This is a genomic window from Micromonospora sp. CNZ285 (assembly GCF_004637285.1).
Window position 1 is genome coordinate 6,861,767 of the sequence record NZ_SPQD01000001.1, and the last position, 17,568, is coordinate 6,879,334.

Genomic DNA, 17,568 nt, shown 5'->3' on the forward strand with positions numbered 1-17,568 from the left:
GGCCCGCGCCACGCTCCGGCACGGCGGCCCGCGCCGGCGGCGGGAGGGCGTGGTCGTTCGTCGCAGGCGTCTGGCAGGCTGGTGCGGTGACCGTCTACACCCCTCGTCGCGCGGCCCGGGTGCTGCTGGTCGACGCGTCCGACCGGGTGCTGCTCTTCGAGGGCAGTGATCCGGCCCGGCCGGGTCACCGCTACTGGTTCACCCCCGGCGGCGGGCTCGACCCGGGGGAGTCCCCGGCCGACGGCGCCGCCCGCGAACTGGCCGAGGAGACCGGCCTGCGGATGGCCCCGGCCGAGCTGGGCGCGCCGGTCTGGGCGGAGACCGTCGAGTTCCCGTTCGACGGCGTCTGGTACCGCCAGGAGCAGCAGTTCTACCTGGTCCGGGTGACGGGCTGGGAGGTCGACACCGCGGGTTTCAACGACATCGAACGGGCGAGCGTGCACGGGCACCGCTGGTGGCCGGTCGCCGAGCTGGCCGCCACCGCCGAGCGCTACTACCCGCCGGACCTGCCCGGCCGGCTCGGCGCCGTGCTGGCGGGAGGCGGCGCATGCTGACCCCGCCGCGCACCGTGGTCCGCCGCGACGGCGGCCTGTACGCGCTGGAGCGTGCCCTGCAACGGCGTGGCTTCCGGCACGTGGCGGGCGCCGACGAGGCCGGCCGGGGCGCCTGCGCCGGGCCGCTGGTGGCCGCCGCCGCGATCCTGCCCGAGGGCCGGCGCGGCGAGATCGACGAGCTGGCCGACTCGAAGCTGCTCACCCCCGCCGCCCGCGAGCGCGTCTACGACGAGGTGGTGGCACGGGCCCTGGCGTACGCCGTGGTGGTCATCCCGGCCGAGGAGGTCGACGCCCGCGGGCTGCACGTGTGCAACCTCGCCGCGATGCGCCGGGCGCTCGCCTCGCTCACCACCCGCCCGGAGTACGTGCTGACCGACGGCTTCGGCGTCGACGGGCTGGACGTGCCGGGGCTGGCGGTCTGGAAGGGCGACCGGGTGGCCGCGTGTGTGGCGGCGGCGAGCGTGCTGGCGAAGGTCACCCGGGACCGGATGATGGTGGAACTGGACGGGCGGTTCCCCGGCTACGGCTTCGCCGAGCACAAGGGCTACATCACCGCCGAGCACAGCGCCGCCCTGCGCGCGCTCGGGCCCTGCCGGGAACACCGCTTCTCGTACGTGAACGTGGCCGCCGTCTCCGGACGGGACGGCCGGCCTCCCCGCGCCCGCCGACCGGTGGGCACCGACGCGGTGTCGCCCGAGCCCGCAGCAGGGCTGCCGGGTCTCGGGCCCGGAGCGTTCGCCGGCCGCCCGGACGAGCCGATGGGGCACTGCGGCGCGTCAGGGGGTACCGTCGGCGTGGCGTTGGGCGAGCAGCCGCGACCTCCGGCGTCGGTGGGGGAAGATGTGGTCATGGAAGGCGGAGTGCGATGAGCGCGGAAGATCTCGAGAAGTACGAGACCGAGATGGAGCTGCAGCTCTACCGGGAGTACCGGGACATCGTCCGCCAGTTCTCCTACGTGGTGGAGACCGAGCGCCGTTTCTACCTGGCGAACCAGGTCGACCTGCACGTGCGCAACTCCGACGGCGAGGTCTACTTCGAGGTCGAGATGCACGACGCCTGGGTGTGGGACATGTACCGCCCTGCCCGTTTCGTCAAGAATGTTCGAGTAATGACGTTCAAGGACGTCAATGTGGAAGAGCTCGAAAAGCCCGACATCTCGCTTCCCGCAGATTCCGGATTCGGGAGCTGACCGCAGGCGGCTGACCGCCGGAGATCACTCCGCCGGCACGACCACCTCGACCCGCTGCACCAGGTTGTTCGCGAACCCGCCCCGGTTCCACGGCTGCTCGACCGGCTGGGTACGCCCCGACGCGTCGGTCGCCCGGGCGCCGAGCACGTACCGCCCCGGCGTCGCCGTCCAGCTCACCGACCAGCGGCGCCACGCCCACTCGCCCCCGGCCGGCTCGTCCAGGACCGCCGGTGTCCACGTCCCGCCGCCGTCAGTCGTCACCTCGACCGAGGTCACCGGCGCGTGGCCGGACCAGGCCCGGCCGTCCAGAGTGCACGGACCGGGCCGCAGCACCCGGGTGCGGGACATGAAATCCGGGAACCCGGGCGGACGCACCAGCGCACGCGGCTCGATCCGGGTCACCGGCACGCCCGGGTCGTCGGCGTCGCGCCGCAGCCGGTAGGCCACCGCGTTCTGGTAGCCGTCGAACGGCTCGGTCGTCACAGTGATGTCGCGCAGCCACTTCACGTGCGCCATGCCGTACCAGCCGGGCACGATCAGGCGCAGCGGCGCGCCGTGCTGCGGCAGCAGGGGAGCGCCGTTCATCTCGTACGCCAGCAGCACCTCCTCGCGCAGCGCGTCGGCCACCGGCAGCGCCCGCTGGTAGTCCTGCTCGACGCCGCGCTCCACCCCGTGGTCCGCGCCGGTGAACACCACGTCCACCGCGTCGCCGGACAGGCCTGCCTCGCGCAGCAGCGGCGCCAGCGGCGTACCGGTCCACTCGGCGTTGCCCACCGCCTCCACCAGCCAGGGCTGGCTCACCGGGCGGGGACGCAGCAGCGCCCGGCCGTTGCCGGCGCACTCCAGCGTCACGCGGTGCGTCACCCGGGGCCGGTCGCGCAGCGCCGCCAGGTCCAGCCGTAGTGGACGCTCGACCGCGCCGGACACGCTCAGCGCGTACGCGGCCGGGTCGACGTCCGGGATGTCGTAGTGGATGAGCAGGTAGTGCAGGCCCGCCGGGGTCACGTCGTACCGCAGCGCCTCCAGCGGGATGCCGTGGTTGCGCGCGGCGAGCTGAAGCTCCTCGGTGCTGATCGCCTCGTCCGGCCCGGCCACCCGGGAGGGCCGGCTGACGTCGTCCACAGTGGTCATGCCTGCTCCGTCCGCTCCAGCACGTCGTAGCCCACGAACGTGAACATCCGCACCCCTGGCGCCAGCGGGCGCGGCGTGCCGGTGAAGCGGTGCGCGCCGACGCCCACCCCGTCGGCCGGGCTGCTCAGCACGACCGGCTCGAAACCCTCCTCGGCGAACCACTCGCAGATGACCGGCACCAGGTCCGGTTCGCGCCGGTGCCGCGTCCACAGCACCGTGCCGCCGGTGGCGCAGAGCGAGGCGCAGTGCCGGACCGTGGCCCGGATGTCGTCGTCGCTGATGTTGCCGAAGATGCCGCAGACCAGCACCAGATCCGCCGGGGCCAGGTCGGCGTAGCGGTCGGTCAGCGAGGCGTCCCCGGTGACCACCTCCACGCCGGTGAGCCCGGCGTCGACGGCGGCGCGGCGGGCCGGATCGGCGTTGCGCGGATCCAGCTCGACCAGGCGGGCGGTCACGTCGGCGCCCCGGGGATGGGCGGCCAGCACCGGGATCAGGTCGCGGCCCTGACCCGCGCAGAGACTCAGCGCGCGCAGCGGACCGGGTGGCGCCGCATCGAGGGCGTCGGAGACACGCTGCCGCACCTCGGCGAGCCGCCGGGCCAGTGCGGACTCGGGCTGGTCGTAGTCGCTGTGCCAGGCGTACCAGTCCTTCGTCACCCGGCCAGCATAGGCGTCCGGGCCGTAGCAGATCGGCCCCGATTTCGGCGCTCGTCCACAGTCGGTGCGTCGTCCACAGGGCCGGCGGGTGGGGTGCGCGGGAGGGTGCCCGGGTGGGCAGGGTGGTCGGCGTGCGTTCCTCGATCTCTTACGCCGTGGTGTTGTGCCTCGTCGTCTGCCTGACGGGGCCCTCCGCGTCGTCCCGGGCGGCGCTGTCGGCCTCGGTCGGGTCGTTGTCGGGGTCTCCTGCGGGTGCCCCGGCTTCTGGTGCTTCGGCGGCGGGCGGCTCGGCTGCGGGACTTCGGGGTGCGCCCGGTGGGCGGTTCCGGTGGCCGCTGCCGGGCGCGCCCCGGGTGGTGCGGCGCTTCGACCCGCCGCCGCAGCCCTGGCTGTCCGGGCACCGGGGCGTCGACCTCGCCGCCGCGCCGGGCGCGCCGGTGCTGGCGGCCGGCGCCGGGACCGTCCTGTTCGCCGGCACCGTCGCCGGCCGGCCGGTACTCACCGTCGGCCATTCCGACGGGCTGCGCACCACATACGAACCAGTCCGCTCCCGGCTCACCGCCGGCACCCCTGTGGACGCCGGCACGCCGGTCGGCGATTTGCTCGCCGGGCATCAGGGCTGCGCCGAGGCGGCCTGCCTGCACTGGGGACTGCGACGCGACGCGGAGTATCTCGATCCGCTGGCCCTGCTCGGGCTCGGTCGCGTCCGGCTGCTGCCGCTGCACCCCGTCCCCGCCGGGTGATCGCTTGTGTCGCTCAGCCCTGGGCGAGCAGCGTGGGCAGCCGGACGGCCAGCCGGTCGTACTCGTCGGGGGTGTTGTAGACCTGCCCGCACAACCGCAGGTAGCCGCGCCCGTTCCAGCCGGCGATCGACACCTCGGCGGAGAGCCGGTCGGCGATCCGGGCCCGCAGCTCCCGGGCCGCGTCCAGCGTCGTCGCGACACCGGGCGGCAGCGGCACGAGCCGCATGGCGACCGCCGGTCCGCCGGGCTCCGGCAGCCGCTCCGGCGCCACACCGAGCGCGTCCCCGACGACCCGTTGCCCGTACGCGGCCAGCGCCGCGTTGTGCGCGCGTACCCGGTCCACGCCGAGGCTGCGCAACGTGAACAGGCCCACCGGCGCGGCCAGCCAGCCGGTGTAGTCGAGCGTCGCCTGCCACTCGACACGGACCGGGAAGCCGCTGTCCTGCTCCCACGAGACGACGAGCGGCTGGATCTTCTCCCGCCACTGCGGCGCCACCACGAGTACGGCGGTGCCGCGTGGCGCGTACGCCCATTTGTGCAGGTTGCCGACCCAGAAGTCGGCGCCGACCGACGCGACGGTGGCCGGCAGCATGCCCGGTGCGTGCGCGGCGTCCACCAGCACCGGCACGCCCTGCTCCCGGGCCACCGCGACGATCGCCGCGGTCGGGAACAGCCGGGCGGTCGGCGAGGTGAGCTGGTCGACGATCAGCAGCCTGGTACGACCGGGGCGCAGCCCGGTGCGGACGATCTCGACCACCTCCTCGTCGGTGGCGGTCAACGGCACCGGCAGAGTGCGGTGCACCGCCCCGGTGCGGGCGCACTCCCTGGCGATCGACAGCGCCACCGCCCCGTACCCGTGGTCGGTGGTCACGATCTCGTCGCCGGGGCGCAGCGCCAGCGACTGCAGCACGACGGCCGCGCCGGTGGTGGCGTTGCCGACGAGCGTGGTGCCGTCCGGGTCGGCGCCGAGGAACGCGGCCAGGTGCCGGCGGGCGTGGGCGATCCGGTCGACCAGGCCCTGCGTGAAGAACCGCAGCGGGTTGGCCTCCATCTCGTCGCGCAGGCGCTGCTGGGCGCGTTGCACGGCGATCGGTACGGCGCCGAACGAGCCGTGGTTGAGGTGACTGACGGAGGGATCGAGGGAGAAGAGCAGCCGAGCCCCCGGAATCGGCTCGGGCGGCTGCGGCACCGTCATCCACCGATCCTAGCCCGGGATGGATCATGCGCCGGCCGGATTCGCCCGCTGGCCGTTCCACCGGCGCCGCCGGCGTGCCTTCGAGCGGTCAGGCGCGGGGGTGGGCCTGGCGGTACGCGGCGCGGAGCCGCTCGACCGAGACGTGCGTGTAGATCTGGGTGCTGGCGAGCGACGAGTGCCCCAGCAGCTCCTGCACGGCGCGCAGGTCCGCGCCTCCTTCGAGCAGGTGCGTCGCTGCCGAGTGGCGCAGCCCGTGCGGCGTGACCCGCGGTACCCCGGCCGCACCGGCCCACCCGGACACGATCCGCCGCGCGGTGGTCGGGTTGAGCCGCCCGCCCCGCGCCCCGAGCAGCAGCGCCCGCCCCGAGCCCGGGGTCAGCAGAGTGGGCCGGCCGTCGCGCAGCCAGGCGTCGAGCGCCCGCTGGGCCGGCACTCCGTAGGGCACCGACCGTTCCCGCCCGCCCTTGCCCAGCACGCGTACCACCCGGCGGGCCTGGTCGACGTCTGTGACGTTGAGGCCGCACGCCTCGCTGACGCGTACCCCGGTGCCGTAGAGCAGTTCGAGCAGCAGCCGGTCGCGCAGCAGCACCGCGTCGGGCGGCCCGTCGCCGGCCGGTTCGGCGGACGCCGGCTCGGCGACCGTTGCGTGGCCGCGTCCGAGCCCCTCGCGGTCGGGGTGGACCGTCGAGCGGTCGCCCTCGGGCGGGCCCGGGCGCTGCCGTGACGGGGCCTCCACGAGAGCAGCGGCCTGGTCGGCCCGCAGCACGGTGGGCAGTTCCCGCCGCGCCCGAGGGCTGGCCAGCGGCGCGGCCACGTCGTCGGCGAGCAGGCCGGTCCGGTGCGCCCAGGCGCTGAACGTCCGGGCCGCGGCGGCGCGCCGCGCCATCGTCGTCCGGGCCGCGCCCATGGTCCGCTGCTTCGCCAGCCAGCTGCGCACGACGGCGAGGTCCAGCTCCGGCAGTTCGGCGCAACCCATCCGGACGGCGTGGTCCAGCAGCGACACGAGATCCGTGACGTACGCCCGGACGGTGTGGACGGAGCGGTTGCGCACCCGCGACAGGTGATCGGCGAAGTCGTCCACCGCCTCGCGCATCGAGGCGGGCAGGTCCTCGTGCGCGTCCCGCGTCCCGCGCTGCCGTTTGCTCACCGCGGCACCCGATCCGGGCGCACGGGGTCGCGGCGGCGGAGGCGGACGGCGATCACCGCCCCAGCGTAAGGCCGGAGCGCCGCCGTGTGCCGTGCCGCCGTTCCCGCCGTTCGCGGTGGGCCCGTGGGTTGTGCCGTCCGCCACGTCGCCCGCGTCCTTCCGGCGTGGGATGCGTGACGACGCGCTGAGCGGGGTGGCAGAAGCCGGTCTGGACAGGGGAAACTCATGCTGCGGCACGCTCCGGTGCGGCGACCGGCGGGCAGCGTGGCCGAGCCGGTCCCGACTGAGGGTCGATCCGGCCGCGATCAGGCCAGTGCGTCCCCGTGACGGTGACGCCGGTACGAGGAGGCCGAGAGTGGGAGTGGACGCCGTCCTCTACCGGCAGATATCGGCGGGCACCGGTCGTCGCCGGCCCGCGTACGTCTCGATCGAGGCCGTTGCGGACCCGCAGGACGTGCTGCTCGACCTGCTCAAGCGTGTCCGGGGCGGTGGGCGGACCCCGCTGCTGGATCGCGTCGACCCGCTCGGCGAGCTGACAGTGGGCGCCGAGCGGATGCCGCAACTGCTCGCCGAGCTGCGGTGCCTGGCCGAGGTGGCCGGGGCGCCGGCCGAGGTCGACCACGTCGACCGGCTGGCCCGGCTCGTCCGCCGATGTGCCGAGCGCCGCGACGCCGAGATCCGGTTCGAGGGCGACTGATCCGTTCACGCGCGCTCGGCCGGTGGTGACGGTGCGAGCGCGTAGCCGTCGTCGCGGCGTACCACCATCGCCAGCTCCTCCAGCATGGACAGTTTGCGCATCGCGGTACGCAGGTCCACGCCCGCCCGCGCCGCGACGCTCTCCAGGTCCAGCGCCCGGCGGCGGGGCAGCGCCTCCAGCACCTGGGTGGCCTCCTCGTCGAGCCGGTCCCGGGGGCGTTCGGGCGCGCGGGCGGGCGGGGCCAGGTCGTACCCGATGCGTCCCACCTCCTCCAGCACGTGCGCGACGTTCGTGACCAGCCGCGCCTCCGGCCGTTCCCGCAGCACCTCGTGCCCACCGACCGACATCGCGGAGGTCACCGGCCCGGGCACGACCATCGCCGGGCGGCGCAGGCCGAGCGCCCGGTTGAGCGTCTGGGTGGCGCCGCTGCGGGCGGCGGCCTCGACCAGCACCGTGCCGCTCGTCGCCGCCGCGATCACCCGGTTGCGGATGAGGAACCGTGGCCGCAACGGCTCCGCCCCGGGAATCCACTCGCTCACCAGCAGGCCGGTCTCGGCGATCCGGTCGAACAGCGCGGCGTTGCCCATCGGGTACGGGCGGTCCACGCCGCAGGCGAGCACGGCGACGGTGCGCCCGCCGGCTGTCAACGCCCCGCGATGCGCGGCGGCGTCGATGCCGAACGCCCCACCGGACACGACTGTCCACTCCCGGTCGGCGAGGCCGTAGCCCAGCTCGGTGGCGATGTGCGCGCCGTAGGGGGTGGCCGCCCGGGCACCGACGACCGCCACCGAGCGCGCCAGCGCCTCACCGAGCGGCCACGCTCCGCGTACCCAGAAGCAGAGCGGCGGATCGGTCTCCACGTCGACCCGCCGGGTCGCGCCGGAGAGCGCCAGCCGGCGCAGGTCGGCGACCTGCGCCGGCCACTCGTCGTCCTCCGGGGTGACCAGCCGGGCCCCGAGCCGTTCGCCGCGGGCCAGCGCGTCGGCGGCGACCGCCCGGGCGTCACCGGCGGCGCCGCGCGCCGCGACGGCCGACCGCAGCGTCCGTTCCGGCGCCCCGCCGGACAGCAGCACGTCGAGTGCGGCGACCGGGCCGATCCGCTCGACCAGGGCGTACACCGACCGGGTACCGGGCTCGGCGAGCCAGGTGAGCGCGACCCGCGCCAGCCGGCGGTCGTCGGCGCTCACGCGACCTCCCCGGTCCGGAGTTGGATGGCCTCCGCCACGTCGTCGTGGCCGGGCCGGTCCCGCCCGTCCAGGTCGGCGATGGTCCAGGCGAGACGGAGTACGCGGTCGTAGCCGCGCGCGGACAGCGAACCGGTGTCGAGCCGGCGGCGGAGATCCGTGGTGACCCGGGCGGGCAGGTGCCACGGCGGCCGGCGCAGGTACGGGCCGGGGACGTCGGCGTTCACCCGGTGCCCGGTGGCCGTCCAGCGCTCGGCGGCGGCGTGCCGCGCGGCGACCACCCGGGCGGCGACGACGGACGAGGGCTCCTGCGCGGCGTCGGTGCTCAGCAACTCCGCCGCGCGTACCGCCGTCAGCCGGACTTGCACGTCCACCCGGTCGAGCAGCGGACCCGACAACCGCCCCAGGTAGCGTCGCCGGGCCAGCGGCGGGCACTCGCAGTCGACGTCACCGGAGGGCTTCGCGCATGGGCAGGGATTCGCCGCCAGCACCAGTTGGGTGCGGGCCGGGTACTCGGTGGCGCCCCGGGTACGCGCCACCCGCACCCGCCCGCTCTCCAGCGGCTGCCGCAACGCCTCCAGCGCGCCCTTGCTGAACTCGGGCGCCTCGTCCAGGAACAGGACGCCGCGGTGGGCGAGCGACACCGCGCCGGGCCGGGCCAGCCCGGAACCGCCTCCGACGAGCGCGGGCACGGTGGCCGAGTGGTGCGGCGCCTGGAACGGGGGACGGCGCAGCAGCCCGCCGCCGGGTGGCAGCAGGCCGGCGATCGAGTGCAGCGCGGTCACCTCCAGGGCTGCCTCGTCGTCCAGTGCGGGCAGGATCGACGGCAGTCGCTCGGCGAGCATGGTCTTGCCGGCCCCGGGCGGACCGAGCAGCGCGAGGTGGTGGCCACCGGCGGCGGCGATCTCCAGCGCCCGCCGCCCGAGCGGCTGCCCGGCCACGTCGACCAGGTCGGGTCCGGCCGTGCCGCCAGCCGGGACGTGGGCGGGCGGGGCGAGCAGCGGGCTGCCGTCGCGGACGTGGGCGACGAGCCGGTGCAGGGTGTCGACCGCGTGCACGCGTACGCCCGGGATGACCGCGGCCTCGGCGGCGTTGCCGGCGGGTACGACGACGCGGGTGTGCCCGGCGCGGGCGGCGGCGGCGACCATCGGCAGCGTGCCGCGGACGGGGCGTACCGCGCCGTCGAGGCCGAGTTCGCCGAGCACGACAGTGGCGTCCAGGGCGACCGGCGGCAGCTCGCCCGAGCCGGCCAGGACGGCGAGCGCGATGGCGAGGTCGAACGCCGAGCCGTACTTCGGCAGGGTGGCGGGGAGCAGGTTGAGCGTGATGCGCCGGTTGGGCCACTTCTGGCCCGAGTTGACGATCGCGGCGCGGACCCGGTCGCGCGCCTCGTGCAGCGCGGTGTCCGGCAGGCCGGAGATGATCACGGCGGGCAGTCCGGGAGCCAGGTCGGCCTCGACCTCGACGAGATGCCCGGCGACTCCGGCCAGGCCGACGCTCAGCACTTTCGCGTACCCCATGTCAGAACGCGCCGCGGAGGTGCTCGACGCGGGCGGGGCCGGTGAGCGGGAGCCGGACGGAGAGCACGTCGAAGCGGACCTCGTCGGCGGTGGTGCCGGTCTCGGCGAGCCAGCGCGCGGCCAGGCCGCGCAGCCGGCGGGCCTTGGCCCGCACGACTGCCTCGGCGGGGGAGCCGAACTGCTCGGTACGGCGGGTCTTGACCTCGCAGATGGCCAGGACCGGGCCCTCCCAGGCGATGATGTCGATTTCGCCCTCGGGGCAGCGCCAGTTGCGGGCGACCGGGCGCAGGCCCGTCTCGATCAGGTGCCGTAGCGCGCACCGCTCGCCGTACGCCCCGACGGCTCGGTTCCGGTTCGTCATGCCGGCCAGGATGCGACCGGAGGCCACTGTCGCGGGGGACGCGGATCGGTTGCCTGTGGACAGGGGTGGGCTTGTGGACGGAACGACGATCATGGGTCCGATCTGCTACAGAGCGGCCGGGAGAGAAACGATGAACCGACCCGGATACGGGGTCAGGAACCGGTACGTCGAGCGGCTCGCGCGGGTGGTGCCGCCTCCCGCCCGGTCGAGCGCGCCATCGACCTGGCCGGCGGTGGAGCGCTCGCTCGGCTTCGCGCTTCCCGGGGACTACAAGGATCTCGTCGACCGGTACGGCCCGGGAACGTTCGACGACTTCCTGGCGGTGCTCGCGCCCGGCCACCCGGTTCCGCGGCTGGACCTCGCGCGCGGTGTCGCGGAGGCCGCCGATGCGTTGCGCGTGTACGCGTCGAGCGGTGAGGCGCTACCCGCGCCGGTCGACGGCCTGACGGCGGTCGCGCTGACCGACAACGGCGACACGGTCTACTGGGTGCGCGAGCCGGGCGACGCGCCGGATCGATGGCCCATCGCGGTGAACGGCGCCCGGGACTTCGACGAGTGGCACCTGTTCGACGGTTGCCTCGCTCTCTTCCTGGTCGCCGTGCTGAACCGTGAGTGGGCGGTGCCCGCCTTCCCCGACGACTTCCCCTACCCGGACGTCGCGCCGATCTTCACGCCGTACGGCTACTGAGCGTGTCCCGTTGGCGACCCGGCGATATCGGCGCTGACCTGGGCCGATCCCCGGGAGACCCGAATGGCGCGGCTGGTGCCCGTCGCATACCGTGCCGGTCGTGGACGGACGACGGAACTATTCCGAGGATGAGCAGGGGTCGCGATGGGGCGACCGGGGATACGAGTCGGACTGGCGCGCCGCGGGCGAGCCCCGCTACCGCGACGACGACTACCGCACGCCCGAGCAGCGCGCCGGTGAGAACCGGTACGCCGAGCCGGGCCGGTACTCCGCCGCCGATCCGTTGGTGGACGACACGAGCAGCTGGCGGTCGCAGCGGCCGGACGACCCGGAGGTCTCCGGTGAGCTGCCCGGTTCGCGCGCCGGCCGTCGTGCGGCGCGCGAGTCGGCGGCCGACCCGCTCGGCGCGGTGTCCCGCAGCGGCGTCGACGCGCTCGGCACCGCCGCGCACGGCAACCCGCTGTCGAGCACGCTCGGTACGCCGGCGACCGCCCCGCTGACCGGCGCCGCACCGGCCGGTGCCGACCCGTACGGCCTCATCGCCCACGGCAGCGACCCGGCGGGCGGCGCCGGCGTCGACGCCCGGAGCGCTGCCGCCGGCGTCGAGAAGCCCCGGCTCAGCCCGATCGGCGGCTACCCGGTCGTCGAGGCGGCGCCTGGTGCCGACGGCGGGGCCGAATCGGCCGCCGCGGCACGGCTGAACCCCGGCGAGGCCACTCCGCTGCGGATCGGCGAGCGTCCGGGTGGTCCGGCCCAGCCGGCGGCGACCCCGAACCCGCTGGAGATGCCGACCGGCCCGATGCCCGCCGTCCTGCCACGTCCGGACGGTCCGCCGCCCGGTGACGGCGTCTACCGGACCCGGCGTCCGGCGCTGGCGGTCCTGCTGGCGGCGCTGGTGCTGGTGCTGGAGGTGCCGGCGGTGCGGGTGTTGCTGCACGGCATGTTCGGTGACCCGGTGTCGACGTCGCACGTGGTGGTGGGCATCTTCCTGGTGGTGGGTCTGCCGATCTTCGGCACCGGCCTGTACGGGCTGCGCACCGGCGGGCTGGCGCTGGCCGACGGCAGCCGGGGCTGGCTGCGCCCGCCGACGGCGTACCTGACCGTCGGCCTGGTGCTGTTCCTCGCCGCCGCCCTCGCGGCGGGCTGAGCCCCGACCCCAGTACGCCGGAGTGGCGGTGTCACCGACGGGGTGACGCCGCCACTTCGCCGTCCCGGAGTCGATCAAGGCGCACCTGGCGTCGATCAAGGCCGCGCCGGAGTCGATCACGCCGGCCTCCGCACCCGGAGGTCGTACAGCGGAGAGGGCGCGTACACTGGTCGACTGGCGACCGCCTCGCGCGGTCGACCTCGCGTGCCCTCTCCACGGTCTCCTCCGTGGGGCGACGGCCTCCCTGGTCCCGGTCTGACGTATCGGGCCCACCCTGGCCGGCGATCGGGCGCCAGGCGTCCGGCCGCCGGCTGGACGGACAACCAGGGACAACGTAGGAGTAACCCACCATGGCCGTCGTGACCATGCGTCAGCTGCTGGAAAGCGGTGTGCACTTCGGGCACCAGACCCGCCGCTGGAACCCGAAGATGAAGCGCTTCATCTTCACCGAGCGCAACGGTATCTACATCATCGACCTGCGCCAGACGCTCGACTACATCGAGAAGGCGTACGAGTTCGTCCGCACCACCGTCGCCGGTGGCGGCAGCATCCTGTTCGTCGGCACCAAGAAGCAGGCCCAGGAGGCCATCGCCGAGCAGGCGACCCGGGTCGGCCAGCCGTACGTCAACCACCGCTGGCTCGGTGGCATGCTGACCAACTTCCAGACCGTGTACAAGCGGCTGCAGCGGATGAAGGAGCTGGAGGCCCTGGGTGACCTGAGCGGCACCGCCGCCGGTTACACCAAGAAGGAGACGCTCCAGCTCTCCCGCGAGAAGATCAAGCTCACCAAGACCCTCGGTGGTCTGCGGGACATGCAGAAGCTCCCGGCCGCGGTCTGGATCGTCGACACCAAGAAGGAGCACATCGCCGTCGACGAGGCCCGCAAGCTGGGCATCCCGGTGATCGCGGTGCTCGACACCAACTGCGACCCGGACGAGGTCGACTTCCCGATCCCGGGCAACGACGACGCCATCCGCTCGGCCGAGCTGCTGACCAAGGTCGTGGCCGCCGCCGTCGCCGACGGTCTGATCGCCCGTTCCGGCCGTAACCGGGGCGCGGACGAGAAGCCCGAGGCTGGCCAGGTCGGCGCCGACGAGCCGCTGGCCGAGTGGGAGCGCGAGCTGCTCGAGGAGCCGAAGAAGGCCGACGAGCAGCCCGCCGCCGCCGCCGAGCCGGCCGCGCCTGCCGCCGAGCAGCCGGCGACCGCCTCCGCGGAGTGATCTCGCCGTCGCGTCCCCACCGTCGGCGATTCCCGGCGGTGGGGACGTGACGGGTACGCCGGGCAGAACCGGCCCGGAACCGGGTAACCAGCACCCCAGACCACCTCACTGACACCGAAGAGAGAGTCATGTCCAACTTCACCGCCGCGGACGTCAAGAAGCTCCGCGACCTCACCGGCGCCGGCATGATGGACTCCAAGAAGGCGCTGACCGAGGCCGAGGGCGACTTCGACAAGGCCGTCGAGATCCTGCGTGTCAAGGGCGCCAAGGACGTCGGCAAGCGGGCCGGGCGCACCGCCGCCAACGGCCTGATCGCCCACTCCGGCCAGGCGCTGCTCGAGCTCAACTGCGAAACCGACTTCGTCGCCAAGAACGACGCCTTCATCGCGCTGGCCCAGCAGCTGGTCGAGCACGGCGTGGCCAGCGGCGCCACCAACGCCGAGGAGCTGCTCGCCAGCAGCATCGACGGCAAGAGCGTGGCCGACCTGATCCAGGAGCAGTCCGCCAAGATCGGCGAGAAGCTGGTGCTCAACCGCTTCGCCAAGCTGGACGGCACCACCGCGGTCTACATGCACCGCAAGAGCCAGGACCTGCCCCCGGCGGTCGGCGTGCTGGTCGAGTTCACCGGCAAGAGCGACGAAGCGGCCGACGCCGACGCCCGCGCCGTGGCCATGCAGATCGCCGCGATGCGGCCGAAGTACCTCACCCGCGACGAGGTGCCGGCCGAGACCGTCGAGTCCGAGCGGCGCATCGCCGAGCAGACCGCCCGCGAGGAGAACAAGCCCGAGGCGGCGCTGCCGAAGATCGTCGAGGGCCGGGTCAACGCCTTCTTCAAGGACTTCGTCCTGCTGGAGCAGGCGTCGGTCGCTGACAACAAGAAGACCGTCAAGCAGGTGCTGGCCGACGCCGGCATCGAGGTGACCCGCTTCCTGCGGTTCGAGGTCGGCCAGGCCTGAGCCGCCGCACCGGGCCGTCCGGCCCGGGCGCAGGGGAGAACGTCGACGAGGAGGCCGCCGGTGTACGCGACAGGCACCGCGGCCTCCTCGTCACATAGGGTCGGCAGGGGCACGTACGCGACGCTCGCGCGATGCGCGGGGAGAAGGGGCGGGGCGGATGACGCAGGTTGTGAGTGACCGGAGCCTGGCGGCGGAGGACCCGACCGCCCCTCCGCCCGGTCGGTCCCGCCGGGTGGTGCTGAAGCTCTCCGGTGAGGTCTTCGGCGGCGGCGCGATCGGCGTCGACCCCGACGTCGTGCAGGGCATCGCCCGCCAGATCGCCACCGTGGTACGCCGCGGTGTGCAGGTGTCCGTGGTGGTCGGCGGCGGCAACTTCTTCCGCGGCGCCGAGCTGCAGAAGCGCGGCATGGACCGGGCCCGCGCCGACTACATGGGCATGCTCGGCACGGTCATGAACTGCCTGGCCCTCCAGGACTTCCTGGAGAAGGAGGGCATCGAGACCCGGGTGCAGAGCGCCATCACGATGGCCCAGGTCGCCGAGCCGTACATCCCGCTGCGCGCGATCCGCCACCTGGAGAAGGGCCGCGTGGTCATCTTCGGCGCGGGCGCCGGCATGCCGTACTTCTCCACCGACACGGTGGCCGCCCAGCGGGCGCTGGAGATCCGCGCGGACGTGGTGCTGATGAGCAAGAACGGCGTGGACGCGGTCTACACCGCCGACCCCCGGATCGACCCGACCGCGAGCAAGCTCGACTCGATCACCTTCTCCGAGGTGCTGCGCCGTAACCTGCGGGTGGCCGACGCCGCCGCGTTCAGCCTCTGCATGGAGAACGGCCTGCCGATGCTGGTCTTCGGCGCCCAGGGCGACGACACCATCGTCCGGGCCGTCGGCGGCGAGAAGATCGGCACCCTGATCACCGCCTGACCGGCCCGCCGGACCGGCAGCGGTCCCTCTGCCACGGCAGCACCCGCACCACACACGACGAGCGACAGAAGGAGGCGAGGAGACCGGTGATCGACGACACCCTCCTCGAGGCGGAGGAGAAGATGGAGCGTGCCATCGAGCACGCCAAGGAGGAGTTCGGCGGTATCCGTACCGGACGCGCCAACGCCGCCATGTTCTCCCGGATCGTCATCGACTACTACGGCAGCCCGACCCCGCTGCCGCAGATGGCGTCCATCGCGGTGCCCGAGCCGCGCATGGTGATCATCAAGCCGTACGACAACTCGCAGCTGGGCGCCATGGAGAAGGCGATCCGCGACTCGGACCTCGGGGCCAACCCGAACAACGAGGGCAACCAGCTCCGCATCGTCCTGCCGCAGATGACCGAGGAGCGGCGCCGCGACATGATCAAGGTCGCCCGGCAGAAGGGCGAGGAGGCCAAGGTCGCCGTCCGCAACATCCGCCGCAAGGCCAAGGAGGAGCTGGACCGCCTGGTCAAGGACGGCGAGGTCGGCGAGGACGAGGGCCGACGCGCGGAGAAGGAGCTGGACGACCTGACCCAGCGCTTCGTCGCCACCGTCGACGAGCTGGTCAAGCACAAGGAGAGCGAGCTGCTCGAGGTCTGAGCACCCGCGTACCTCGCACGGCACCGCGCCGCCGTCGCCCGCCCGGGCGGCGGCCCGGTGCCGTCGTCGTGCCCGGCGGCGCACACCCTCGCGGCCGCGGCGGGTGCAGTAGGCTCGGCACGATTCCCGACCACCACGGGGTGAACGGCGGGAGTCGCCCGGCCGTCGGTCGGTCAACAGGAAGTCTCACGCCGGTAGGGGATGGTCTTGGTCTTGCGTCATGTGGTGGCTCTCGTACCGGCTGCCGGTGCGTGATGTCCCACCCCGACCCCTACGGCAACACCGAGTCGCGTGGCTGGGACCGCCCGGCCGCCCCGGCCCTGCCCTGGCCGGACACCGACCTGGAGCCCGGCCCCTGGCGGCCCGGCCCGGCCGCGCACACCCACCCCACCGAGCCGGACACCTACGCCCGCCCGGACCCGTACGCCGGTCCGGACACGTACGCCGGATCTGACACGTACGCCGGGCCGTACCCGACGACCTCGCGGCACCACGACGGCCCGGGCCGGTACGACGGACCGCCGGCCGGCGACCGTGGGCGGCCCGCCGGGCCGGACCACGACGGCCCGTGGGGCGAGCCCGCCCGCGACGACGAGTACCCGACCGCGCAGATCGCGCCGGTGCGCGACGAGCCCACCGAGCAGATCCCGGCGGTACGCGACGAACCCGCCTCAAAGCCGCCGGCCGGCCGCCGCGGGCCGGGACGCCGACGGGCGAGCGCCGAGCGTCCGCCGACCACCGCGCCGAAGACGTCCCGGGCGGGGCGCAACCTGCCGGCCGCTATCGGCGTCGGGGTGGCTCTCGGCGCGGCGGTCGTGGTGCCGCTGTTCTTCTTCATGCCGGCGTTCCTCGCCGTGCTCGCGGCCGCTGTGGGGATCGGCATCTGGGAGATGGCCCGCGCGGTACGCCGCAGCGGCGCCCACCCGCCGCTGGCGCCGCTCGTCGCCGGTGGCGTGATCACCGTGGGCCTGGCCTGGTACGCGGGCCCCGACGCGCTCTGCCTCGGCCTGCTGGTCACGGTGCTGGGCACGATGATCTGGCGGCTGGGCGACGGGCCGGGCAACTACCAGCGCGACCTGACCGCGGCCACCCTGATCGCGGTGTACGTGCCGTTCCTCGCCGGGTTCGCGGCCATGCTCGCGGCGGCGCCCGACGACGGGGCACTGCGGGTGCTGGTGACGCTGGCGGCGGTGGTGCTCTCCGACACCGGCGGGTACGCCGCGGGCGTGTCGTTCGGCAAGCACCCGATGGCGCCCACGATCAGCCCGAAGAAGTCCTGGGAGGGCTTCGCCGGCTCGGTGACCGCAGCGGCGGCGGGCAGCGCGGCGCTGCTGTGGGCGTTGTTCGACGTGGCCCCCTGGTGGGGTGCGCTGTTCGGGATGGCGATCTCGGTCTCGGCGGTGCTCGGTGACCTCGCCGAGTCGATGATCAAGCGGGATCTCGGCGTCAAGGACATGAGCAACCTGCTGCCCGGGCACGGTGGTCTGATGGATCGGCTCGACTCGATCCTGTTCGCCGTGCCGGTGGCGTACCTGCTGCTCGCCGTCTTCGTCCCGGTGGTGAACTGAGGCATGCGTCACGGCGGCGACCCGCTGCGGGCCGGGTGGCCGG

At 74.2% G+C, this 17,568-nt stretch carries 19 protein-coding genes; 12 read left to right on the forward strand and 7 right to left on the reverse strand.

Annotation, left to right across the window (positions count from 1 at the left end):
- Nucleotides 1-86 precede the first annotated feature (86 nt).
- Genes CLT75_RS31830 through CLT75_RS31840 form a run of 3 tightly spaced genes read left to right on the forward strand, consistent with a single transcriptional unit; the run spans nt 87 to nt 1,743 of the window.
- Nucleotides 87-554 (forward strand): NUDIX hydrolase, encoded by a 468-nt coding sequence (locus tag CLT75_RS31830; RefSeq protein ID WP_135243761.1) that lies wholly within the window; start codon nt 87-89, stop codon nt 552-554.
- On the forward strand, nt 548-1,423 hold the full coding sequence (locus tag CLT75_RS31835; protein ID WP_135243762.1) for a ribonuclease HII: 876 nt from the start codon (nt 548-550) through the stop codon (nt 1,421-1,423). The genes CLT75_RS31830 and CLT75_RS31835 overlap by 7 nt, the downstream gene beginning before the upstream one ends.
- Entirely contained in the window at nt 1,420-1,743 is a 324-nt protein-coding gene (locus CLT75_RS31840) for a DUF2469 domain-containing protein (RefSeq protein ID WP_011905215.1), read from the forward strand. The genes CLT75_RS31835 and CLT75_RS31840 overlap by 4 nt, the downstream gene beginning before the upstream one ends.
- A gap of 24 nt (nt 1,744-1,767) precedes the next feature.
- Here CLT75_RS31840 and CLT75_RS31845 read toward each other — a convergent pair whose 3' ends face one another.
- Nucleotides 1,768-2,874 carry a sulfite oxidase gene (locus tag CLT75_RS31845; protein WP_135243763.1) on the reverse strand — a complete coding sequence of 369 codons (1,107 nt, stop codon included), beginning with the start codon at nt 2,872-2,874 and terminating at the stop codon, nt 1,768-1,770.
- Complete coding sequence (locus CLT75_RS31850; protein ID WP_135243764.1) at nt 2,871-3,530, reverse strand: class I SAM-dependent methyltransferase; 660 nt, start codon at nt 3,528-3,530, stop codon at nt 2,871-2,873. The genes CLT75_RS31845 and CLT75_RS31850 overlap by 4 nt, the downstream gene beginning before the upstream one ends.
- Nucleotides 3,531-3,742: 212 nt before the next feature.
- Between CLT75_RS31850 and CLT75_RS31855 the strand changes: the two genes are divergently transcribed.
- Complete coding sequence (locus CLT75_RS31855) at nt 3,743-4,273, forward strand: murein hydrolase activator EnvC family protein (protein WP_486485380.1); 531 nt, start codon at nt 3,743-3,745, stop codon at nt 4,271-4,273.
- Nucleotides 4,274-4,286: 13 nt separating this feature from the next.
- Here CLT75_RS31855 and CLT75_RS31860 read toward each other — a convergent pair whose 3' ends face one another.
- Together CLT75_RS31860 and CLT75_RS31865 are read right to left on the reverse strand one after the other, a co-directional pair.
- Entirely contained in the window at nt 4,287-5,468 is a 1,182-nt protein-coding gene (locus CLT75_RS31860; RefSeq protein WP_135243766.1) for an aminotransferase class V-fold PLP-dependent enzyme, read from the reverse strand.
- Between the two features lie 88 nt (nt 5,469-5,556).
- On the reverse strand, nt 5,557-6,561 hold the full coding sequence (locus CLT75_RS31865) for a tyrosine recombinase XerC (protein ID WP_209310513.1): 1,005 nt from the start codon (nt 6,559-6,561) through the stop codon (nt 5,557-5,559).
- 409 nt (nt 6,562-6,970) lie between these two features.
- Here CLT75_RS31865 and CLT75_RS31870 point away from each other — a divergent pair, with 409 nt between their 5' ends.
- Nucleotides 6,971-7,312 carry a hypothetical protein gene (locus tag CLT75_RS31870; RefSeq protein ID WP_135243768.1) on the forward strand — a complete coding sequence of 114 codons (342 nt, stop codon included), beginning with the start codon at nt 6,971-6,973 and terminating at the stop codon, nt 7,310-7,312.
- A gap of 5 nt (nt 7,313-7,317) precedes the next feature.
- On the opposite strand, the gene CLT75_RS31875 is transcribed toward CLT75_RS31870, so the two are convergent.
- From CLT75_RS31875 to CLT75_RS31885, 3 genes are read right to left on the reverse strand one after another with little or no spacing between them, the layout of a single operon-like run.
- Nucleotides 7,318-8,586, reverse strand: coding sequence for a DNA-processing protein DprA (locus CLT75_RS31875; protein ID WP_486485381.1), 1,269 nt, complete (start codon nt 8,584-8,586; stop codon nt 7,318-7,320).
- On the reverse strand, nt 8,496-10,016 hold the full coding sequence (locus tag CLT75_RS31880) for a YifB family Mg chelatase-like AAA ATPase (RefSeq protein WP_135243770.1): 1,521 nt from the start codon (nt 10,014-10,016) through the stop codon (nt 8,496-8,498). Before CLT75_RS31880 ends, CLT75_RS31875 begins: the two co-directional genes overlap by 91 nt.
- A gap of 1 nt (nt 10,017) precedes the next feature.
- Nucleotides 10,018-10,377, reverse strand: a complete 360-nt coding sequence (locus CLT75_RS31885; RefSeq protein WP_073830500.1) for a YraN family protein — start codon at nt 10,375-10,377, stop codon at nt 10,018-10,020.
- Between the two features lie 130 nt (nt 10,378-10,507).
- On the opposite strand from CLT75_RS31885, the gene CLT75_RS31890 reads away from it, so the two are divergent.
- The 7 genes from CLT75_RS31890 to CLT75_RS31920 all read left to right on the forward strand — a co-directional run bounded on the left by CLT75_RS31890 (nt 10,508) and on the right by CLT75_RS31920 (nt 17,525).
- Nucleotides 10,508-11,065 carry a hypothetical protein gene (locus CLT75_RS31890; RefSeq protein ID WP_135243771.1) on the forward strand — a complete coding sequence of 186 codons (558 nt, stop codon included), beginning with the start codon at nt 10,508-10,510 and terminating at the stop codon, nt 11,063-11,065.
- Nucleotides 11,066-11,156: 91 nt separating this feature from the next.
- Nucleotides 11,157-12,212, forward strand: a complete 1,056-nt coding sequence (locus CLT75_RS31895; RefSeq protein WP_135243772.1) for a hypothetical protein — start codon at nt 11,157-11,159, stop codon at nt 12,210-12,212.
- A 350-nt stretch (nt 12,213-12,562) separates the two neighbouring features.
- Nucleotides 12,563-13,432 (forward strand): 30S ribosomal protein S2, encoded by an 870-nt coding sequence (gene rpsB / locus CLT75_RS31900; RefSeq protein ID WP_013284605.1) that lies wholly within the window; start codon nt 12,563-12,565, stop codon nt 13,430-13,432.
- Nucleotides 13,433-13,560: 128 nt separating this feature from the next.
- Complete coding sequence (gene tsf / locus CLT75_RS31905; RefSeq protein WP_030269902.1) at nt 13,561-14,388, forward strand: translation elongation factor Ts; 828 nt, start codon at nt 13,561-13,563, stop codon at nt 14,386-14,388.
- A gap of 157 nt (nt 14,389-14,545) precedes the next feature.
- The gene (gene pyrH / locus CLT75_RS31910) at nt 14,546-15,313 is read left to right on the forward strand and encodes a UMP kinase (RefSeq protein WP_013284607.1); all 768 of its coding nucleotides are present in this window, start codon (nt 14,546-14,548) and stop codon (nt 15,311-15,313) included.
- An 86-nt stretch (nt 15,314-15,399) separates the two neighbouring features.
- Nucleotides 15,400-15,957, forward strand: coding sequence for a ribosome recycling factor (gene frr / locus CLT75_RS31915; protein WP_135243773.1), 558 nt, complete (start codon nt 15,400-15,402; stop codon nt 15,955-15,957).
- A 254-nt stretch (nt 15,958-16,211) separates the two neighbouring features.
- On the forward strand, nt 16,212-17,525 hold the full coding sequence (locus CLT75_RS31920) for a phosphatidate cytidylyltransferase (RefSeq protein ID WP_135243774.1): 1,314 nt from the start codon (nt 16,212-16,214) through the stop codon (nt 17,523-17,525).
- Nucleotides 17,526-17,568: the final 43 nt, after the last annotated feature.